Origin of the sequence: Mesorhizobium sp. M0166 (assembly GCF_040322255.1) — a bacterium.
Lineage (GTDB): Bacteria > Pseudomonadota > Alphaproteobacteria > Rhizobiales > Rhizobiaceae > Mesorhizobium.
In genome coordinates this window covers 1-16,828 of the sequence record NZ_JAMYTD010000067.1, presented here as the reverse complement: position 1 = coordinate 16,828, position 16,828 = coordinate 1, and the positions used below count along the sequence as shown (strand labels likewise).

General features: G+C 65.4%; 20 protein-coding genes. 10 read left to right on the top strand and 10 right to left on the bottom strand.

Annotated elements, in window-relative coordinates; all coding sequences use genetic code 11:
- Positions 1-273, bottom strand: a 273-nt coding sequence (locus tag NKJ46_RS33270) for a hypothetical protein (RefSeq protein WP_352671405.1), incomplete at its 3' end; no start/stop codon positions are given.
- 47 nt (positions 274-320) lie between these two features.
- On the opposite strand from NKJ46_RS33270, the gene NKJ46_RS33265 reads away from it, so the two are divergent.
- Positions 321-1,562: an MFS transporter gene (locus NKJ46_RS33265; RefSeq protein ID WP_352671402.1), complete on the top strand. Its 1,242-nt coding sequence runs from the start codon at positions 321-323 to the stop codon at positions 1,560-1,562.
- Here the strand turns inward: NKJ46_RS33265 and NKJ46_RS33260 are convergent, their stop codons facing one another.
- From NKJ46_RS33260 to hemC, 6 genes are all read right to left on the bottom strand, one after another.
- Positions 1,563-2,279: a glutamine amidotransferase gene (locus NKJ46_RS33260; RefSeq protein ID WP_292657163.1), complete on the bottom strand. Its 717-nt coding sequence runs from the start codon at positions 2,277-2,279 to the stop codon at positions 1,563-1,565. It abuts the gene before it with no gap.
- 18 nt (positions 2,280-2,297) lie between these two features.
- The gene (locus NKJ46_RS33255; RefSeq protein WP_352671399.1) at positions 2,298-2,777 is read right to left on the bottom strand and encodes a tellurite resistance TerB family protein; all 480 of its coding nucleotides are present in this window, start codon (positions 2,775-2,777) and stop codon (positions 2,298-2,300) included.
- A gap of 39 nt (positions 2,778-2,816) precedes the next feature.
- Entirely contained in the window at positions 2,817-4,433 is a 1,617-nt protein-coding gene (locus NKJ46_RS33250) for a heme biosynthesis protein HemY (protein WP_352671396.1), read from the bottom strand.
- Between the two features lie 8 nt (positions 4,434-4,441).
- Positions 4,442-5,947 carry a COG4223 family protein gene (locus NKJ46_RS33245; protein WP_352671394.1) on the bottom strand — a complete coding sequence of 502 codons (1,506 nt, stop codon included), beginning with the start codon at positions 5,945-5,947 and terminating at the stop codon, positions 4,442-4,444.
- 551 nt (positions 5,948-6,498) lie between these two features.
- A complete protein-coding gene (locus NKJ46_RS33240) occupies positions 6,499-7,209 on the bottom strand; it encodes a uroporphyrinogen-III synthase (protein ID WP_352671391.1) in 711 nt (236 codons plus the stop codon).
- A 1-nt stretch (position 7,210) separates the two neighbouring features.
- Entirely contained in the window at positions 7,211-8,137 is a 927-nt protein-coding gene (hemC, locus tag NKJ46_RS33235; RefSeq protein WP_352671388.1) for a hydroxymethylbilane synthase, read from the bottom strand.
- 103 nt (positions 8,138-8,240) lie between these two features.
- On the opposite strand from hemC, the gene tsaD reads away from it, so the two are divergent.
- From tsaD to NKJ46_RS33205, 6 genes are read left to right on the top strand one after another with little or no spacing between them, the layout of a single operon-like run.
- Positions 8,241-9,326 carry a tRNA (adenosine(37)-N6)-threonylcarbamoyltransferase complex transferase subunit TsaD gene (gene tsaD, locus NKJ46_RS33230; protein ID WP_352671411.1) on the top strand — a complete coding sequence of 362 codons (1,086 nt, stop codon included), beginning with the start codon at positions 8,241-8,243 and terminating at the stop codon, positions 9,324-9,326.
- Positions 9,323-10,333 (top strand): NAD(P)H-dependent glycerol-3-phosphate dehydrogenase, encoded by a 1,011-nt coding sequence (locus tag NKJ46_RS33225; protein ID WP_352671386.1) that lies wholly within the window; start codon positions 9,323-9,325, stop codon positions 10,331-10,333. Before tsaD ends, NKJ46_RS33225 begins: the two co-directional genes overlap by 4 nt.
- Before the next feature lie 26 nt (positions 10,334-10,359).
- Positions 10,360-10,656 (top strand): YciI-like protein, encoded by a 297-nt coding sequence (locus tag NKJ46_RS33220; protein ID WP_352671384.1) that lies wholly within the window; start codon positions 10,360-10,362, stop codon positions 10,654-10,656.
- Between the two features lie 28 nt (positions 10,657-10,684).
- Positions 10,685-11,110 carry an EVE domain-containing protein gene (locus NKJ46_RS33215; protein ID WP_352671381.1) on the top strand — a complete coding sequence of 142 codons (426 nt, stop codon included), beginning with the start codon at positions 10,685-10,687 and terminating at the stop codon, positions 11,108-11,110.
- A complete protein-coding gene (locus NKJ46_RS33210) occupies positions 11,107-11,763 on the top strand; it encodes a class I SAM-dependent methyltransferase (protein ID WP_352671408.1) in 657 nt (218 codons plus the stop codon). The genes NKJ46_RS33215 and NKJ46_RS33210 overlap by 4 nt, the downstream gene beginning before the upstream one ends.
- A gap of 48 nt (positions 11,764-11,811) precedes the next feature.
- Positions 11,812-12,228: a DUF1761 domain-containing protein gene (locus NKJ46_RS33205; RefSeq protein ID WP_352671378.1), complete on the top strand. Its 417-nt coding sequence runs from the start codon at positions 11,812-11,814 to the stop codon at positions 12,226-12,228.
- Between the two features lie 3 nt (positions 12,229-12,231).
- Here the strand turns inward: NKJ46_RS33205 and gcvA are convergent, their stop codons facing one another.
- On the bottom strand, positions 12,232-13,152 hold the full coding sequence (gene gcvA, locus NKJ46_RS33200) for a transcriptional regulator GcvA (protein WP_352671376.1): 921 nt from the start codon (positions 13,150-13,152) through the stop codon (positions 12,232-12,234).
- 162 nt (positions 13,153-13,314) lie between these two features.
- Between gcvA and NKJ46_RS33195 the strand changes: the two genes are divergently transcribed.
- Positions 13,315-13,560, top strand: a complete 246-nt coding sequence (locus tag NKJ46_RS33195) for a hypothetical protein (RefSeq protein WP_352671374.1) — start codon at positions 13,315-13,317, stop codon at positions 13,558-13,560.
- A gap of 120 nt (positions 13,561-13,680) precedes the next feature.
- Here NKJ46_RS33195 and NKJ46_RS33190 read toward each other — a convergent pair whose 3' ends face one another.
- The gene (locus NKJ46_RS33190; protein ID WP_245274862.1) at positions 13,681-14,217 is read right to left on the bottom strand and encodes a L,D-transpeptidase family protein; all 537 of its coding nucleotides are present in this window, start codon (positions 14,215-14,217) and stop codon (positions 13,681-13,683) included.
- Positions 14,218-14,361: 144 nt separating this feature from the next.
- On the opposite strand from NKJ46_RS33190, the gene NKJ46_RS33185 reads away from it, so the two are divergent.
- Positions 14,362-15,045: a response regulator transcription factor gene (locus tag NKJ46_RS33185; protein WP_023680479.1), complete on the top strand. Its 684-nt coding sequence runs from the start codon at positions 14,362-14,364 to the stop codon at positions 15,043-15,045.
- Between the two features lie 125 nt (positions 15,046-15,170).
- A complete protein-coding gene (locus tag NKJ46_RS33180) occupies positions 15,171-15,626 on the top strand; it encodes a Crp/Fnr family transcriptional regulator (protein WP_352671371.1) in 456 nt (151 codons plus the stop codon).
- 147 nt (positions 15,627-15,773) lie between these two features.
- Here the strand turns inward: NKJ46_RS33180 and NKJ46_RS33175 are convergent, their stop codons facing one another.
- On the bottom strand, positions 15,774-16,667 hold the full coding sequence (locus tag NKJ46_RS33175; protein WP_352671369.1) for a sugar phosphate isomerase/epimerase family protein: 894 nt from the start codon (positions 16,665-16,667) through the stop codon (positions 15,774-15,776).
- Positions 16,668-16,828 lie beyond the last annotated feature (161 nt).

Sequence of the window (16,828 nt, the reverse complement as noted above, 5' to 3'; positions counted from 1 at the left end):
AAGGTCATGCGCATCGGCCTCGCCGAATTCCACGCCATCAAGTACGGAACCAAACTCAATCTGCAAAATGTGTGAATCCGATAGCCTTCCTTCACGGGGAGAGGGTAAGGGTGAGGGGCAGCGCAAACACCCAAGATTGGCAGGGCGATGGAAACCGCCTTCGATCAGCCTGCCTCCCTTCGCCAGAACGAAATTGGTTGATCCAGGCTGGATTTTTGCGCGCACCCTGCGCCGAACTGCGCTAAAGGCTTTTTTGGCCGGACCAGCGCCCATCGTGGAAGTGCCCCGCCGGCCGACATCGCCGCCACGGGGCCTGATCCATGACCACAGAATCCCAAGTACCGTCCGACCAGCGCTATGCCGCCTTTCGCCACCGGCCGTTCCTGAGCTATTGGGCGGCGCGCTTCCTCTCGACATTCTCCACCCAGATCGTGTCGGTCGCCGTCGGCTGGCAGATCTACGATCTCACCCGCGACCCGTTCGACCTCGGGCTTGTCGGCATCGTCCAGTTCCTGCCTTCGCTGCTGCTGGTGCTGGTCACCGGCGACGTTGCCGACCGTTTTGGACGCCGCCTGATCATGGCGCTGGCGGTGCTGGTCGAGGCGGGCTGCGCCTTGGCCCTGCTGCTGTTGACGCTGCGCGGCCTCTCCGGGCCGATGCCGGTCTTCATCGTGCTCGCCATGTTCGGCATCGCGCGCGCCTTCTTCGGGCCGGCCTCCTCATCATTGTTCGCCAATCTGGTGCCGCCCGAGGATTTCGCCAACGCCATCGCCTGGAACTCGTCCGCCTGGCAGACGGCGACCATCGTCGGGCCGGTGGCCGGCGGCCTGCTCTACGGGCTTTCGGCCGAAGCCGCCTACACCACCGCGGCCGTGCTGATGCTCATTGCCTCCGTGCTGATCTTCACCATCCCGAAGCCCGCCCAGCGCAGCCGGACCGACAGGCCGACGGTACAGACCCTGTTCGCCGGCTTCGGCTATATCTGGAGCGAAAAGATCGTGCTCGGTGCCATTTCGCTCGATCTGTTCGCCGTGCTCCTGTCCGGCGCCTCGGCGCTGCTGCCGGTCTATGCGCGCGACATCCTCGAACTCGGCCCATGGGGGCTCGGCCTGTTGCGCTCGGCGCCCGGCGTCGGCGCCATCTGCGTCGCCATCTGGCTGGCCGGACACCCGATCCGCAACCATGCCGGCCTTGTCATGCTCGGCTTCGTCGCGCTGTTCGGCGCGTTCACCGTCCTGTTCGGCCTCTCGACCATCACCTGGCTGTCGATTGTAGCCCTTGCGCTGCTCGGCGCCACCGACATGTTCAGCGTCTATATCCGCGAGACGCTGATCCAGCTGTGGACGCCGGACGACGTTCGCGGCCGCGTCAACGCCGTCAACCAGGTGTTTGTCGGCGCCTCCAACGAGCTCGGCGAATTCCGCGCCGGCACCATGGCCGCGTTGATCGGCACGGTTCCGGCCGTGGTGGTCGGCGGCATCGGGGCGATCGCTGTCGCCGGCCTATGGGCAGTGCTGTTCCCGCAGCTGCGCAAGGTGCGTCATCTCAGGGGGCGAAACTGATTACCGCAGCGCCGGCTTGCCAAAAATCATCGGCAGGAACTCGCCGAGCCAGCGCTTGAGGTGCATGTCCCAGATCAGCCGGCCGCCGAGATGGTCGCGGCCGGGCTGGGCGCCGGGCAGTTCGAAGCGGTGAGCGCCGCGCACCACCCAGCGCTGCATCATCGCCCGGGTCAATTCGCCATGGAACTGGATGCCCCAGGCATTGTCGCCATAACGGAAGGCCTGGTTGGGATAGGTTTCGGCCGTCGCCAAAAGTGTCGCGTCCTTCGGCAGCGAAAAGCCCTCGCGATGGAACTGATAAACCATCTCCGGCCAATGCATCAGCCTGCTGCCCGCTTCGGTCGCCTTCAGCGGATACCAGCCGATCTCGACGAGACCCTCGCCATGACCCTCGACCCTGCCGCCAAGATGCTTGACCAGCATTTGCGCGCCGAGGCAGATGCCCAGCAGCGGCCGGTTCTCGTTGAGCGGAATTTTAAGCCAGTCGGTCTCGCGGCGGACGAACTCGTCGCCGTCATTGGCGCTCATCGGCCCGCCAAACACCACGGCGCCGGCATGGCCATCCAGCGTCTGCGGCAAGGCCTCGCCGAGCGGCGGGCGGCGGATGTCGAGATCGAAGCCTTCCTCGATAAGCATATGGCCGACCCGCCCGGGGCTCGAATGCTCCTGATGCAGCACGATCAGGATCTTTGGTCTCGGACTTGGCTTGGGCGGCATTGGAAGGCGGGATCCTGTCTATTCGTCGCTTGACGTTCCGGCAGCACCAGGAGCCGCGGCGGCCGCCTTGAGGCGCGCCTCGACACGGTCGCGACGTTCGACGCCGATCAGCTCGGCGACCCGCCAGACGGTATTGTCCTCGAGTTCGTGCAACTCGCCATCGGCATAGACGATCTCCCACATCAGGCCGATGAAGGCCTTTCGCGCCTCGGCATCGAGATGGCGCTTGAGCACGCTGGTAAAGGCGTAGAGGTCGATCGCCTCATTGTCGGCCCGCTCGCCGGCAGCCGCCAACGCATCGAGTTCGTCGCCGCTGATCGAGTAGCTTTCCGCCAGCACCTTCTTGAACCGCTCCCATTCGGTATCCTGGCGCACCCCGTCGGCGTTCATCACGTGGAAAAGCAGGGCGGACGCGGCAATGCGCGGATCGTCGGCGCTGGGGGTGGCGCCACCACCGGACGGCAGGTCCCTTAGAAACGACAGAACGCGTTCGAACATCAAATCATTCCCAATAAGCCCGGGTCCACTCGACCCTGATCAGAACAAACGAAACCGGCGCGTCGATTTATTCGCCGCGTCGTCGGGATCGACGCCGGGATCGTCGGGCAGCCGCGTCAACTCCTGCGCCGGCTCGACGGCCTCGGCATCTTCCGGCACCGCGGCAAACGCCGCCGCGGTGACCGGTGTCACATGATCCTCGCCGGCACGGTCTTCCGTCTTCTCCTCGGTCGCCGCGCTCGGCGTCTCGGCAGCAACCGCTGTGGGCTCGATCGCCTCGGCTGTTTCCTGTACCGGCTTGGCTGGAGCCCCGATGGCCGGCACCGGTGCCTCCGGCGTCTCTTCATGGCTGTCGATCAACTGCCCGAGCCGCTCCATCGGCGCCCGCCATTCGAATGCGTCGAGCCTGCCGGTGATCGGCGATACCGGAGCCCAGCGTTCGGAGACGACGCCGTCGGCGACCCAGGCCGGGTCGCGCGGCGCCCTCACCGCCTTCGACAGCAACTGCCGCACCTTGCCCTGGTCGCCGGTTTCGGCCTCCTCGATATCGGCGAGCAGCAGATAGGCGCCTTCGCTGCGATCCATTCGGATGGCGGCTTCCGCCTCGCGACGGGCGGTTGAAAAATCCTGCGCATCGAGCGCGGCGCGCGCCACGGCAAGCGAGGACTCGGCATGGTTCTTCTTCAGCTCCTGCAGCTTCTTTGCCCGGTTCAGCCGGTCGAGCACGGCATCGCCCGGCCTGGCATGGGTATAGAGCTCGGCGATCTCGGGATGCGGCTCGGCCTTCCACGCGGCCTCGAGGATTTTCGAGCCCTTGCGCACGTCGTTCTGCCGAAAAAGCAATTTCGCCGCGACGACCGCAGCCGGCGCGAAATCCGGCCGCAGCCGGTTGGCTTCGAGCGCCGCCGTCCGAGCGGCATTGGTATCGCCGTCGATCAGCGCCTGCGCCTTGGCGGTAAGCAGCACGGCGCGGCGCCGGTTGGCCGCATCGCGCTCGATCTGCCGGGTCGACTTCTGGGCGTCGACCAGTTTCAGCGCACCGTCCCAATCGCCACGGCCGGTCAGGTCTTCCAGCGTCGATTCGGCCGCCCAGGCCAGTTGCGGCGCCACCGCCGCCGCGCGGCCGGCATAGTGGCGGGCTGCATTGCGGTCGCCGAGCCGCTCGGCCTCGAGGTAAAGCCCGCGCAGGCCGAGCAGCCGCATTTCGGGATCGTCGAGCATGGTCTCGAATTTTTCACGGGCGCCCTCATGGTCGCCTTCGAGCAGCGAGGCCTGCGCGTCGAGCAACTGGATCAGCGGCTCCTGGTCGGAACGGATCAGCTTTGCCGCCTCCTTGGTCTTCTTGCGGGCGAGCGCGCCATCACCGGCACCGGCCGCGATCATGCCGGTCGACAGCGCCTGGTAGCCGCGGTCGCGGCGACGCACGCGGAAATAGCGCGAGATCGTATAGGGGCTGTTCCACAGCGCCTTGACCAGCCACCAGACGATCATCACCGCGGCAACCACGGCGACGACCGCAACCGCCGCGACCATCAGGCTGACCTGGTATTGATAGCCGTTGAAGGTGACGAGCATTTCACCCGGCCGGTCGGCCAGCCAAGCGAAGCCGAGCCCGAGCGCAAAGACGACGGCGAGGAAGGCGAGGATGCGGATCATTTGGTTCCTCACGCCTTCATCGCGCCGGCGATGAGCGACTCGATCTGCATCTCGACCTCCATCCGCGCTTTCAGCTTGCCGGCAAAGTCGGCGCCGGCGGCCTTGGCCGCGTCAGGCAGGGTTTCGTATTCGCTGAGCGCCTTGGCGTAGTCGCCCTGATTGACCGCGACCTCCATGCGGGCGACGGTTTCCGGAACGCCGGTGCCTTCGACGGCGCCGATCGGCCTGACCTTGACCAGCGATTCGGCGCTCGACAGCAGCTTTTGCAGGATGCCGGCATTCTGGTCGACGGGCGTCGCGGCAGCGACCATGGAGTTGGCGGCGGCGTCCGCGTCGGCGGCGATCTCGGCCCGCGTCGGGACGCCCTTTTCGGCATAGGCGCGCAGCGTCGCGATCTCGGGTGCATGGGGTGCGATCGCGGCAAAGGTTTCGAGCTCGGCGGCGAACGGCGCACCACGGTCGAGCGCTGCCTTGAGCGCCGAGGCGGCAATGGCCAGCGCGATCTTCGGCTGGGAAGCCTGTGCATCGACCTTGCCCGAGAGCTGTGAAACCGACTGTTCCAGGGCCGCAAGCCGGCCTTCCTGCGCCTTTGCCGTGTCGCCGGCGGATTTCACCAGCGCGTCGAGCGCGGCCAGCCTTTCGTTGAGCGGGCCGAGATCGACGGGCGCCGTGCCGCCGGCCTTGCCGAGGGCCGCGACCGCCGTCTCGATCTGCCGGACCTTGTCGCCAAGTGCTGTCACCCCGGCATTGTCGCCGGCGCCACTTTGCTCGACCGCCGACTTCAGCGCCGCAACGTCCGCCCTGACCTGGTCCAGCGCCGACGACAGCCCGTCCACCTTGGCCGATGCATCATTGTTGGCGCCGGCCTGTCTGAGGTCCGCGACCTCGCGCTTCAGCGAAACGATCTCACCATTGACCGCGTCGAGCGACACGCCGCCCGACCCCGGCGCACCGAGCAGGCCGGCAAATTGCAGCCCGCCGGCCGCGGCGAGCGCGATGACGCCGCCGATAATACCGGCGGCGATGCCGTTGATGCCGCTCCGCTTCGGCTGCGCTGCCATATAGTCGTCCCTCGTCTCAGCTGTCTTCTCGCCGGAGCCTGCGATGCCCGGTTCGTTGGCTCCTGTTGGGCTGGATGCATCGTCGAAACTGTAGTCTGAAACCGTGGAGCGACCGGCCGGCGCATCCGAACCGGCGGGGTAAGGGGTTTCCGTTTCCCTGGTAGAATCGGCGCCGGCATCCGCCGGCTCTCGCGTGCCGGCCGGCGCGGCTGCATCGGCATGTTCCCATGGCTCGAGATCGGTCTGGTCGGCATGCACCGGCTCTTCAGGCGGCTCCGGCTGCGAGGCGTTCGCCGCTTCCTCGGCCCGCGCCTCGTCGGTCTGCGCCGCGGCTGGCTGCTGCGTGCTGGCATCCTGTTGGTCGGCGAGTCGCGAGACGGCGCCGGGCTCAAGCTCGATGGTCACCGGCTCACGGCGGCTCTTGGAATGCCGCATCTTCGGCGTCTTGACCATGCTCGGGCTCCGCAAAATTCGCTTCGGGATGGTTTGAAGGGTCTAGCACATCACCAAGCGGTGAAAAGGGGCGGCGTGATGACGCCGCGGCTTGGAGTTCAGTTTTGGCAAAACGCCGCAGCGGTTTTGGGAAATGCCATGCGGGGCCAGAAACAAAAAACCCGCCTCGGCGGCGGGTCGTTGGGGCGAATCAGCACCATAGGTGATTTTCTCGCATAGCTGCCGGCACAAAGCAAGAACAAAATGTGGCTCGAGGGCGATCGTCCATGTTGGCGCTGCCCGCCAAGCTGTCGATCTCCCCCCTTGCGGGGGAGATGGCTGGCAGGCCAGAGGGGGGTGTGACAGAGCACCAACGTCGACTTAAACCCATCCCGAACCGGGATGGAGGGCTCGATTGGCTGACAGGTCGGAGGGACAGCACCCCCCTCTGCCCTGCCGGGCATCTCCCCCGCAAGGGGGGAGATCCGCAGCTTCGCCGACAGCGCCTGCTGCGGAATAAATTGAGGATGCCGGCAGGAGGTATGCCAACGTCCGGAACAGGCGGATGCCAGTCAGCACGAGGCCTGCAAAAGCCCCAGCAAGGCATCTTCGCTGGGCTCAGGCGCAATCCGGATCCCGGCGACATCGCCCAGGGCCGCGGCGATGCGCCCCGACAAGGCGAAAAAGCGCGTGTCCTGAAAAAGGCCACGCAGCGCCGGCCGGCCAGCCAGGGCCTGCATCGCCATGGCCGCCTTGGCCGAATAGAGCAGCACCGCCTCGACCGGCCGGGCGGACAGGCGCGCAAGAACGGCCTCGTTGGAGTAATCCAGCGCAACGGTGTCGTAGGTCTCGACGGCGCGGACCTGAACGCCCAACGCCAACAGCCGCTCTTCGAAGCCCGGAAAGCGCACCCGCCCGCAGAGATAGACGATCGTCTGCCCCGCGTAACCGCCAGCAAGCGCATCGGCCAGCGCCTCGGCATTCTCCGGGCCTTCGCTGACCGACAGAAACCCGGCCGCGCGGGCGGCTTCCGCCGTCTTCCTGCCGACGGCGTGGCAGGGCAAGCCGACGAGTGCAGCGATGACCTCTTTCGGCGCATGGCGAACGGCATTGGCACTGGTGACCGCGACCGACGCCGCGGCGTCAGCGAGCGCGCCGGCGTCGACCGGCAGCGCCACGGTTTCGGTCAATGGCAGGAGGATCGGCTGAAAGCCGGCATCCGCAAGGCGGCGCGCCGTGCGCAAGGCGCCCGGTTCGGGTCTCGTCACCAGGACGCGGAGCATGTCAGGTCCAGCCGTCGAAGAATGTTTCGCCGGCCTTGGCCCGAACGGTCGCGGCGGCTTCCGCGCCGATGCGCGCCGCCTCCTGCGCCGGCCCTTGCAGCCTGACCTCATGCGACTGCGTGCCATCGGGCGAGATGATCAGCCCGGCAAAGGAAACCGTTCCGCCCGATATCGTCGCATGGCCGGCGATCGGCGTGCGGCAGGAGCCGTCGAGCGCCGCCAGGAAGGCACGCTCGCAGGCCAGCGCCTCGCCGGTCAGCCCGTCGTGGATCGCTACCAGCATCTGTTCCACGTCGCGGTCGCCGATGCGGCTTTCGATGCAGATCGCGCCTTGCCCCGGCGCCGGCGGAAAGACCTCGAGCGGCATCAGGTCGGTGACGACATCTTCGAGCCCGAGCCGCTTCAGCCCGGCATAGGCGAGGATGGTGCCGTCGGCGATGCCCTCGTCAAGCTTGCGCAGCCGCGTCTGCACATTGCCGCGGAACATCACGACGTCGATGTCCGGCCGCATCCGCCGGATCAGCGCCTGGCGCCGCAGCGACGACGAGCCGACCCTGGCGCCTTGCGGCAGGCCGGCAATCGTTCGCGCCGCCTTGCCGATGAAGGCATCGCGCGCGTCCTCGCGCGGCAGGAAGGCGGACAGTTCCAGCCCTTCGGGCAACAGCGTCGGCATGTCCTTCGACGAATGCACGGCGATGTCGATGCGGCGCGCCAGCAGCGCCTCCTCGATCTCTTTTGTGAACAGGCCCTTGCCGCCGGCTTCCGACAGCGGCCGGTCCTGGATGCGGTCGCCGCTGGTCGAGATGACGACCACCTCGAAAGCTTCCGCCGGCATGCCATGCGCCGCCATCAGCCGCGCCTGCGTTTCATGCGCCTGCGCCAGCGCCAGCGGGCTGCCGCGTGTTCCGATTTTCAAGGTTGTTTGCATGACGCGCCGTCCGTGATAACCCCCGGCAGATCGAGGCCGTTTTCCGGCTTTCTCCTATCGGGGAAAGGCCGGTTGCACAATCATCGAGGACAGCGACGAATTGATCCGCGTTCTGGGCATCGAGACGAGTTGCGACGAGACCGCCGCCAGCGTTGTGGCGCTGGACGGTCGCAGCACGCCGCAAATCCTGTCGAACATCGTGCTCAGCCAGATCGAGGAGCATGCTGCTTTCGGCGGCGTCGTGCCGGAGATCGCCGCGCGCGCCCATGTCGAGGCGCTCGACAGCATCATCGAGGCAGCGCTGGCCGATTCCGGCGTCGAACTCGCCGACATCGACGCGATTGCCGCCACCGCCGGTCCCGGTCTTGTCGGCGGGCTGATCGTCGGCCTGATGACGGCAAAAGCCATCGCCGCGGCAGCCAAAAAACCGCTGATCGCCATCAACCATCTCGAAGGCCACGCGCTGACGGCCAGATTGACCGACGGGCTCGACTTTCCCTACCTCTTGCTGCTGGTCTCCGGCGGCCATACGCAGATCGTCGCCGTGCGCGGCGTCGGCGACTACCAGCGCTGGGCAACGACCATCGATGACGCGCTTGGCGAGGCCTTCGACAAGACGGCCAAGATGCTCGGCCTGCCCTATCCGGGCGGACCGAATGTCGAGCAGGCGGCGGCAAATGGCGATGCGGCACGTTTTGCCTTTCCGCGCCCGATGAAGGGCTCGGCGCAGCCTGATTTTTCCTTCTCCGGCCTCAAGACCGCGGTGCGCCAGGCGGCAACGGCGATTGTCCCGCTGAGCGACCAGGATGTTGCCGATATCTGCGCCTCGTTCCAGGCGGCGGTAGCGGATGCGCTGGGCGACCGCGTTGCGCGGGCGCTGACCAGGTTCCGTCAGCAATTCCCGGACAAGGCCGAGCCTGCATTGGTTGTCGCCGGCGGCGTCGCCGCCAATCGGACGATCAAGGCGACATTGCAGGGCCTGTGCGGGCAGGCCGGGTTCAGCTTCGTCGCGCCGCCGCTTGACCTCTGCACCGACAATGCGGCGATGATCGCCTGGGCCGGCATCGAGCGGCTGCGCGCCGGCATATCAGGCGAAAACGCCGCCGATTTCGTGCCACGCTCGCGCTGGCCGCTGGACAGCATCTCGGCCCCGATGGTCGGCTCGGGCCGGCGTGGGGCCAAGGCATGACCGGCAGCGAGCACAAGGCGCCAAGCGGTTGGCGCGTCGCCGTGCTCGGCGGCGGCGCCTGGGGCACGGCGCTGGCGCTGGCCATGCTGCGCGCCGGTCATTTCGTCCGCCTCTATGCGCGCGACCCGGAGACCGTCGCGGCGCTCGACCATGGCGAAAATCCGCGCTATCTGCCGGGCATCGCGCTCGATCCCGGCATCGTGGCGACGAGCGACATCGAGGCCGCGCTCGACGGCGCCGACTGCGCTCTGGCAGTGGCGCCGGCGCAATCGTTGCGGATTATGCTGACGGCCGCGTCCAGCCATATGCCGAAAGGCGTCCCGCTGGTCCTCTGCGCCAAAGGCATCGAGCGCGACACCGGCGCGCTGCTGTCGTCCATTGCCGAGGAAATCCTGCCGGCAAATCCGGTCGCCGCTTTGTCCGGCCCAAGCTTTGCCACTGACGTCGCCAAAGGCCTGCCGACGGCCGTGGTGGTCGCCGCCCGCGACGAGGCTCTGGCCACCGACCTTGCCGCCCGTTTCTCGGCGGAAAATCTGCGCTGTTATTCGAGCGACGATCTGATCGGCGTCGAGATCGGCGGCGCGCTGAAGAACGTCTTTGCCATTGCCGCGGGTGCCGTCACCGGCGCCCGGCTCGGCGCCAGCGCCCAGGCGGCGATGGTGACGCGCGGCTTCGTCGAATTGCGCCGCATCGGCGCCGCCTTTGGCGCCAAGCCGGAGACGCTGATGGGGCTTTCCGGCCTCGGCGACCTGCTGCTCACCTGCTCGTCCGCGCAGTCGCGCAATTTCGCCTATGGGCTGGCGCTGGGGCAAGGCAAGCCGCTTGCCGGCTTGCCTTTAGCCGAAGGCGTGCCGACGGCGGCAATCGCCGCCCGCATCGCCGGCGAGCGCCGGATCGACGCGCCGATCATCGCCGCCGTCGCCGCCATACTGGACGGCACTGTCACCATAGACCAGGCTGTGACGGCGTTGATGACCAGGCCGCTCAAAACCGAAACCGACATGTGATCCCGAACGATTGCGGAGATGGAAAGATGCTGTTTGCGTTGATTTGCAAGGACAAGCCAGGAAGCCTACAGGTGCGGCTCGATACGCGGCCCGAGCACATTGCCTTTTTGGAAGGGCTGAACGGCGACAAGAAACTGGCCGTCGCCGGCCCGTTCCTCGACGCAGACGGCAAGCCGAACGGCAGCCTCGTCGTTGTCGACGCGCCCGATCTGGCGGCGGCAAAGACCCTGTCGGCGGCCGATCCCTATACCAAGGCAGGGCTGTTCGAAAGCGTCGAAATCCGGCAGTGGAACTGGAGCTTCAACAAACCGACGGACATCTAATCGGCGGCACCTGAGGAGGAGCAACACAATGAACTACTGGCTGTTCAAATCCGAACCTTCGGTCTTCTCCTTCGAGAACCTCAAGGCCAAGGGCAAGGCCGGCACGCAATGGGACGGCGTGCGCAATTATGCGGCGCGCAACAACATGAAGGCGATGCAGATCGGCGATCTCGGCTTTTTCTACCATTCCAATGACGGGCTCGACATCGTCGGCATCGCCGAGGTCTGCGCTCTGGCCCATCAGGACAGCACCACCGACGATCCCCGCTGGGAGTGCGTCGATATCCGCGCCTTCAAGGACATGCCGAAGCCGGTGACGCTGGAACAGGCCAAGGCCAATCCAAAGCTGGCCGACATGGCGCTGGTGCGGCTCGGGCGGCTGTCCGTGCAGCCGGTGACGCCGGCCGAATGGCAAGAGGTTTGCCGCATGGGCGGCCTGACGCCGGCGCCATGACGGCGCTGACGCCGGACAGCGCCAGGAAATTCATCCTCGACAACACGGCGCTGACGGCGCCGCCGCATGTGCCGGAGATCCGCCTGCATCTGGCCGACGAGGCGCACGAACTGTGGCAGCGGACAGAGGATGAGCTGACCGAAATCGGCCTGCCGCCGCCCTTCTGGGCTTTTGCCTGGGCCGGCGGCCAAGGCCTTGCCCGCTACATCCTCGACAATCCGGCAACGGTGCGCGGCAGGCGCGTGCTCGACTTCGCCTCCGGCTCCGGCCTCGTCGCGATTGCCGCGGCCAGAGCTGGCGCTGCGGAGGTGATCGCCGCCGATATCGACCCGTTCTGCGCGACAGCGATCCGCCTCAATGCCGAGGCCAATGGGGTCGAGATAAAATTCCTCATCGGCGACTGCATCGGTACCGATGCCGGCTGGGACGTGGTGCTGGCCGGCGACGTCTTCTACGACAAAACCTTCGCCGACAGGCTGATGCCGTGGTTCGCCGCGCTGAAGGCGCGCGGCGGCGACATCCTCGTCGGCGATCCCGGCCGCTCCTATCTGCCGAAGGCGGGGCTGGAGCCGCTTGCCGTCTACGAAGTGGCGGTGACGCGGGCGCTGGAGGACGCCGAGGTCAAGCGCACCACCGTCTGGCGTCTTGCTTGACGGCATCGCCGAACAGGCGTTCCATCGCGCAATCGACCGGAGGGAACCATGGATTTTTCAGCAATCAATTGGCTGGCGGTAATCGTCGCCGCCGTCGTGGCGTGGCTGTTCGGCGCGGCCTGGTACATGGGCTTGAGCAAGCCGTGGCTGAAGGCCGCCAAGCTTGATCCGGCGACGATGAGCAAATCGATGCTGCCCTTCGTCGTCTCCTTCGTCGCGGAGCTCGTCATGGCGCTGGTCATGTCGCTGATCATCGGCGCCGTGACCGGCGGCGAACCGAGCCTGCTTGCCGGGGTGATCTTCGGCTTCGTTCTCTGGCTGGGGTTCGTCGCCACCACGCTTTCGGTCAACCATCGCTACGAAGGTTTCGGCTGGGATCTGACGCTCATCGATGTTGGTCACTGGCTTGGCGTGCTGCTTCTCATCGGCGCGGTGATCGGCTGGTTCGGCGCGGCGGCGGACTGAACGTCAGCTCGGGGTCCTGGCGATTTCCTCGAGAAGCCAATCGCGAAAGGCGGCAATGCGCGGATCATTCGCCGCACTTTCCGGATAGACCAGGAAATAGGCGAATTCGGGCGCGACCTTGATGCCGAGTTCGAAGGGCCGGATCAGCCGGCCCTCGGACAGGTCGTTTGCCACCATGGCGAAATCGGCGAGCGCTACCGCGTTGCCGTCGAGCGCGGCCTGGACGGCATCCGTCGAATTGCCGAACACGATGGTCCGGCTGTCGTCGAAATCGTCGACGCCCGCCGCCGCCATCCATATGCTCCAATTCGGCCAGGTGACGCCTTGGCGCGACCACTCGATATGGGCCAGCGTATGATGGAACAGGTCGCGCGGCTCCTTAAGCGGCGGCCCCGACCGCAACAAGGCCGGGCTGCAGACGGGAATGATGACGTTTTCGAACAGCCGGTGCGAGCGAAGCCCCGGATATTTGCCGGTGCCGAAACGGATGCCGACATCGACATCGTCGCGATCGAAGTCGCGCACCTCGTAGCTGATGTCGAAACGCAGCTCGATCGCCGGATGCTGCTTGCGAAAATCGTCGACGCGCCGCATCAGCCACTTCGTCGCGAATTGCGCGTCGAGGGTGACCTTCAGCAGCGCCGATCCGCGCGCCGCCTTCTGCGCCCGTGAGACGGCCCGGCCAAGCAGGTCGAGCGCGTCGGTCGAAGCTTCGAACAGCACCGCGCCCGCATCGGTCAGCCGGATCGTGCGGCTGGTGCGTGTGAACAGCACGATGCCGAGCTGATCCTCAATTTCCTTGATCTGGTGGCTGATCGCTGCCGGCGTCAGGCCGAGCTCGTCGGCGGCGCGGGTGAAATTGAGGTGCCGGGCCGCTGCCTCCAGCGTCCGCAGCGCACGGGTTCCAGGCAGCAGGCGCGCCATCAATGCCAGACGAGGAGGGTTCGGTCGAGCATTCCAATCCTCAAACAAAACTTGAAGATACAGAAAAAACTACTCGTTTCCCGTTTGAATTTCAATCCGCCATGATCTGAGCATCGAAGAAACATCAAACCGGATTTGATGTCCGGAGAAGCGGATTGCACCATGTCTGACATCGCCTTGCGTTCTGTAGTCCTCCGCCCGGCCTGGCTGCGCGCCGTGCTTGACTGGCTTCGGCATGCAAAAATCGCGATCAGTCTTCCCTACGAGAATGTCGAGAACCTCTCTGATCGCCAGCTGCGCGACATCGGCGGCGAACGCAAGGACATCGCACGCGCCATGGACCGCGAACTCGGCCGGCTCGGTCTTCTCGACATAGGATGGCAAAGGAGTAGGGGAGTAGGGGAGTAGGGGAGTAGGGGAGTAGGAAAAAGCTAAGCGGCGCGCCCGCGCCTGTCTCTACTCTTACTCCCCTACTCCCTTACTGCCCTACTCCCTTATTCCCCTTACTGCCCTACTCCCTTATTCCCCTTACCTCACCACCCTTACCACCGTCCGCTCTGACAGCAGCGGCAGCAGCCGTGCCATGGTGCGGGCTGTTACGGCGACGCAGCCTTGCGTCGGCGTGAAGCCGGGGCGCGCCAGGTGGAAGAAGATGGCGCTGCCGCGCCCGCGCCGGCGCGGCACAATGTTCCAGTCCAGCACCAGGCAGGCATCATAGAGATCGTCGGTGCGCAGCATCCGCTCATGGCTGGCGCCATAGGGGATTTTGACCGGGCGGTTGTAGTTGCGGTCCCCAGGCACCTCGCACCAGCCGAGGTCGCGGCCGATCGGCGTCATCGCCAGCCGCGTCCGGCGGCCGCCGGCAAAACGGTCGCCGCGAAAATATCCCGACAATATCCGCATCGAGGCGAGCGGCGTGGCGCCGTCGCCCTCGCGCTTGCCGGCCGAGATGCCGCCATGCCCCAGTGCACACGGAAACACCAGTTTGCCGGCCTGCAGAAAGCCCTGGCTGGGCTGGCCAGGCCGCGCGCGCACGGTGAGCACGGTGAGCCCTTTCGGCAAAATTGCGCCGACTGCATTGCGATCTTGTTTTTTCTTGTATGATTGTGCCACGGAACAAATCACTGTGAACGGCTGTTGTGCCGGTCAGCTTCCGCATAAACAGGCAGCGGTCAACTGAAATCTCTTTTCAAAACAACGGATTGATCCATGACTTCACGCACCATTCTGATCGTCGACGACGATGACGACCTGCGCGGCACCCTTGTCGAGCAATTGTCGCTTTATGAGGAATTCGATGTCCTGCAGGAAGCGACCGCCGCCAAAGGCGTCGCCACGGCGCGCGGCGGGCTTATCGACCTTCTCATCATGGATGTCGGCCTCCCCGACATGGATGGCCGCGAGGCGGTGAAGATATTGCGCAAGGGCGGCTACAAGGCGCCGATCATCATGCTGACCGGCCACGACACCGATTCCGACACGATCCTTGGCCTCGAGGCCGGCGCCAACGACTATGTGACGAAGCCGTTCCGCTTTGCCGTGCTGCTGGCCCGCATCCGCGCCCAACTGCGCCAGCACGAACAGAGCGAGGACGCCACTTTCTCGGTCGGCCCCTACACATTCAAGCCCAGCCAGAAGCTTCTGATCGACCCGCGCGGCGCCAAGGTGCGGCTGACCGAAAAGGAAGCCTCGATCATCAAATATCTCTACCGCGCCGACCAGAAGGTGGTGACCCGCGACGTGCTGCTGGAGGAAGTCTGGGGCTACAATTCCGGCGTCACCACGCATACCCTCGAAACTCATGTCTACCGGCTGCGCCAGAAGATCGAGCGCGATCCTTCCAACGCGGAAATTCTCGTGACAGAAAGCGGCGGCTACAAGCTGGTTCCTTAAACATTTCATTATTCAAATAAGCGATCCGGGCGGGACGCTTTTCGGGTACGGTCCTGAGGCTGGAGGTGGTTTTGGATCGGCCTCGTAGGGGAGGAGTCGGACTGACGGTTCGGGGACATAGCTAGATGGCGCTGGATGACGACATCCGCATCCTGTCCACCGTGGGGCTCTTCGAGGGCTTTACGCAGGAACAGCTGCGTCTGCTCGCCTTCGGCGCCGAAACCACCATGCTGCAAGCCGGCCACAAGCTTTACCGGGAGGACGACGCGGCCGAGTCGGCCTATATCGTGGTCAGCGGCCGCATCGTCCTCTACCGCGAGCACAATGGCGAGCGCATCCCGATCGGCACCGCCGGCCCCGGCACCATGCTCAGCGAGCTGGCCCTGATCGCCGACACCAACCGGCTGACCAGCGCCTCCGCCGAAATCGATTCGGAAGTGCTGCGGCTCAGCCGCAAGATGTTCCGCCGCATCCTCGAGGAATACCCGGAGCTGGCGGTTCACCTGCACCAGCGCATCTCGGAGGATTTCCAGGCGATGATCCGCCGCATCGAGGAACTTGGGCCGCGTTTTGCCGGCTAGAGCAATTCCAGGAAAAGTGTGAAACGGTTTTCCGTCCGGAATTGCGTCAAAACAGAGAGATAGACCGGTTCTGCGTTTCCGTGAAACGACGAACCGGTCTAATGTAGCGCCTCTGGCCTAGCCAGAATGATTTCGGAACGCGAGGGCTCAAGGCCGGTGCGTTGCGGAAACAAGCTCGGCCTTGCGCCGTGCCGTCTCCAGTCCGAGCGCAATGAAGCGGCGCGCATGTTTGGCCAGCTCCATATTGTCGGTCCACAGATTGCGCCAGATCGCGGTTTTCCGCGACAGGTTCTCGTCGACGATTTCCGACGAGAAGGATTCGAAGCTGAGGTCGTCGCTGTAGCCGATGGCGGTCAGCGCATCGAATATCGCGGTGAAATCGATATTGCCGGTGCCGAGGAAGCCGCGATGGCTCTCGCCGATATGGACGTAGCCGATTTTCCTTGCGGCGTTGCGGATGGCCAAGCCGACATCGGCCTCCTCGATGTTCATGTGGAAGCTGTCGAGATGCAGGAAAATGTTGTCGGAGCCGCTGTCTGCGATGAAGGCCATGCCTTGCGCTGCGGTGTTGAGCAGGTTGCTTTCGAAGCGGTTGACGATCTCGAGGTTGAGGGTGACGCCGGCTGATTTTGCCGTCTCCGCCACCTCGGCCAGCGTGCCGGCGCTGCGGTCCCACTGGTCGCGGGTCGGCGCCTCGCTCTGCAAGCCGTGGCTGGTGCTGAGAATGCCGGCAACCTTCCGGCCGCCGAGATCGCGGGTCAGCGCGATCGTACGTTTCAGGATTTCGACGCCGTGCGCGGCAATCGTTTTGTCGGCGCTCGAAATATCGCCGTCGGCCGGCAGTCCGATGCTGATCGCAACGCTGAGGCCGAGATCGGCGATCCACTTGGCCAACCCGTCAATGTCGACATTGGCGGGGTCGAGATAGGAGAATTCGATCAGGTCGAAGCCGGCTTCCCTGGTGTTGGCCAGCGTCCGCTCGAGGTCGCCCTGCGCCGAGCTCGCCGACCAGACGAACGAATGGATTCCAATACGCGACATGATCGTCTCCGGTTATTCCAGCGGACCCCAAGTCCAAAAGCGGTTTGGCAATCCGTTGCTCGGACAAAAAGGTGGGGGCGGGCATACCCGCCCCCCCCCGGCTTGGGGGGGTTTGGCGCCGCGGGCCCGCCCGGGGTATAAATATAATTTTATGGCGGGGT

Bases quoted from the DNA above. Each gene is read 5' to 3' on its own strand.
- NKJ46_RS33265 (WP_352671402.1), top strand. From the start codon at position 321: ATGACCACAGAATCCCAAGTACCGTCCGACCAGCGCTATGCCGCCTTT.
- NKJ46_RS33260 (WP_292657163.1), bottom strand. From the start codon at position 2,279: ATGCCGCCCAAGCCAAGTCCGAGACCAAAGATCCTGATCGTGCTGCAT.
- NKJ46_RS33255 (WP_352671399.1), bottom strand. From the start codon at position 2,777: ATGTTCGAACGCGTTCTGTCGTTTCTAAGGGACCTGCCGTCCGGTGGT.
- NKJ46_RS33250 (WP_352671396.1), bottom strand. From the start codon at position 4,433: ATGATCCGCATCCTCGCCTTCCTCGCCGTCGTCTTTGCGCTCGGGCTC.
- NKJ46_RS33245 (WP_352671394.1), bottom strand. From the start codon at position 5,947: ATGGTCAAGACGCCGAAGATGCGGCATTCCAAGAGCCGCCGTGAGCCG.
- NKJ46_RS33240 (WP_352671391.1), bottom strand. From the start codon at position 7,209: ATGCTCCGCGTCCTGGTGACGAGACCCGAACCGGGCGCCTTGCGCACG.
- hemC (WP_352671388.1), bottom strand. From the start codon at position 8,137: ATGCAAACAACCTTGAAAATCGGAACACGCGGCAGCCCGCTGGCGCTG.
- NKJ46_RS33225 (WP_352671386.1), top strand. From the start codon at position 9,323: ATGACCGGCAGCGAGCACAAGGCGCCAAGCGGTTGGCGCGTCGCCGTG.
- NKJ46_RS33220 (WP_352671384.1), top strand. From the start codon at position 10,360: ATGCTGTTTGCGTTGATTTGCAAGGACAAGCCAGGAAGCCTACAGGTG.
- NKJ46_RS33215 (WP_352671381.1), top strand. From the start codon at position 10,685: ATGAACTACTGGCTGTTCAAATCCGAACCTTCGGTCTTCTCCTTCGAG.
- NKJ46_RS33210 (WP_352671408.1), top strand. From the start codon at position 11,107: ATGACGGCGCTGACGCCGGACAGCGCCAGGAAATTCATCCTCGACAAC.
- NKJ46_RS33205 (WP_352671378.1), top strand. From the start codon at position 11,812: ATGGATTTTTCAGCAATCAATTGGCTGGCGGTAATCGTCGCCGCCGTC.
- gcvA (WP_352671376.1), bottom strand. From the start codon at position 13,152: ATGGCGCGCCTGCTGCCTGGAACCCGTGCGCTGCGGACGCTGGAGGCA.
- NKJ46_RS33195 (WP_352671374.1), top strand. From the start codon at position 13,315: ATGTCTGACATCGCCTTGCGTTCTGTAGTCCTCCGCCCGGCCTGGCTG.
- NKJ46_RS33185 (WP_023680479.1), top strand. From the start codon at position 14,362: ATGACTTCACGCACCATTCTGATCGTCGACGACGATGACGACCTGCGC.
- NKJ46_RS33180 (WP_352671371.1), top strand. From the start codon at position 15,171: ATGGCGCTGGATGACGACATCCGCATCCTGTCCACCGTGGGGCTCTTC.
- NKJ46_RS33175 (WP_352671369.1), bottom strand. From the start codon at position 16,667: ATGTCGCGTATTGGAATCCATTCGTTCGTCTGGTCGGCGAGCTCGGCG.